Annotated in this window: 2 protein-coding genes; both read left to right on the forward strand. The window is 61.4% G+C overall.

Going from position 1 to position 1,696, the window contains the following annotated elements; translation table 11 throughout:
- The first annotated feature begins 6 nt into the window (after window positions 1–6).
- Complete coding sequence (mtnC, locus tag KDH09_06800) at window positions 7–693, forward strand: acireductone synthase (GenBank protein ID MCB0219387.1); 687 nt, start codon at window positions 7–9, stop codon at window positions 691–693.
- Between the two features lie 65 nt (window positions 694–758).
- A partial coding sequence (locus tag KDH09_06805) for a GGDEF domain-containing protein (protein MCB0219388.1) occupies window positions 759–1,696 on the forward strand: 938 nt, incomplete at its 3' end.

The following is a 1,696-nucleotide window of genomic DNA, read 5'->3' on the forward strand; positions in this document are numbered from 1 at the left end:
GCCATTCTGCTCGACATCGAGGGAACGACCACTCCCATTTCCTTCGTCTACGACGTGCTTTTTCCCTACGCGCGCGAACACCTCGACGAGTACTGCGCCCGCGCGGACAAGGATGAAGCCGTCGCCGCAGCGATCTCTCAATTGCGTGAGGAAGCCAGCGTGGAATCACGGGTTTCGGGCAAGGAGATGCCGGACTTTGGAAACGGTGCGCCTTTTGCCCGGTATCTCATGGACATGGATCGCAAGTCGACCGGGCTCAAGATGCTGCAGGGTCTCATCTGGGAAAAGGGCTACGCGGAGGGATCGCTCAAGAGCGAAGTCTTTGATGACGTCCCGGTTGCGCTGAAAAAGTGGCGCGAGGCCGGCATTCGGCTTCGGATTTTTTCCTCCGGCAGCGTGCTGGCCCAGAAACTGCTGTTCGGGCACACCAAATTCGGCGACCTGCTCGAACACTTCGAGGGCTATCACGACACGACCACCGGGCCCAAGCGGGTGGCCGATTCCTACCGCGCCATTGCTGGCGCCTTCGGGCTCCCCGAGAGCGAAATTCTCTTCCTGAGCGACGTGGTCGAAGAACTCGATGCGGCCGCCCAGGCCGGGATGAAGACGGGCCTGATGGTCCGGCCCGGCAACAAGGAAGCCGATCCGGGCGTCCACCCGGTCCACAAGAGCTTTCAGGAGCTGACGGACTAGCCCATGAAGGGCGCAAAAGCGCCTATTTCCCGGCCCCGGGTTCTGGCCTATCCTTGTCTCTAACCATGAGCGTTCTGCCACACCGAGCCGGCGGGATCGGGGGACCCAAGATCGAGTCCCTGGATCGCCGCAAACTCCGCGTCTTCGTGGAGCGTCGCCCCAGCGGGGATACCACCCGGACGCCCGGCGCGCGTCTCGAAGAAGTGATTCAAGACGGCCTGCGCCGCGCCAACGAACTGGTGCCGGCGGGCTTCGGTGCACTGCTTCTCGACAATCCGATCACGATGCGTCGCGACCGGCGCGAAAACGAGCTTGTAGTAATTGCGACTTTCACCCTGCCTGGTGTGACCAACCCCTTCAGCGTGGGTAAAACTTTTTCCGTTTACGGCAGCGAAATCGGTGCGGTTTATCTGGCGGGCGAGGGGAACATCGGAACCACCGAACTGGGCGGCGAACGCCAAAGCTATGTCGCCGTTCCGGTCTATATCGCTGGCGAAGGCAGCGGCGTGCTCATCATGGGCAAGAGCCAGGGCGGCCGCCAGTTCAGCGACCGCGACCAGAAGATGCTCAGCGTTTTTGCCGACTACATCGCCGGTGTGATGAGCAACGTGCTCGAAGCCGAGCGCGCCCGTGAACTCTCCATGCGCGATGGCCTCACCGGCCTGATGAATGACCGCTATTTCCATGCCCAGCTCTCGAAAGAGATCGTCGTCGCAGAGGAAAGCGGCGAGGACCTTGCGCTCGCATTCCTGGATCTCGACAAATTCAAGCAGGCTAACGATACCTATGGCCACCTTGCCGGATCGATGGTGCTCAAGGAGGTGGGCGCGCTCATCAAGACGGTGTGCAACGTGCCCGGCGCGACGCTCACGCGTTACGGCGGCGATGAATTCGTGATTGTCCTTCCACGGGCGAACGCGATAGAGGGCCGGGAAATCTGCGAGCGGCTTCGGCAGGAAATTGAGAACTTCGAGTTTCTTCGGATCGAGGGCCCCTACGGGCC

Source organism: Chrysiogenia bacterium (assembly GCA_020434085.1).
GTDB lineage: Bacteria > JAGRBM01 > JAGRBM01 > JAGRBM01 > JAGRBM01 > JAGRBM01.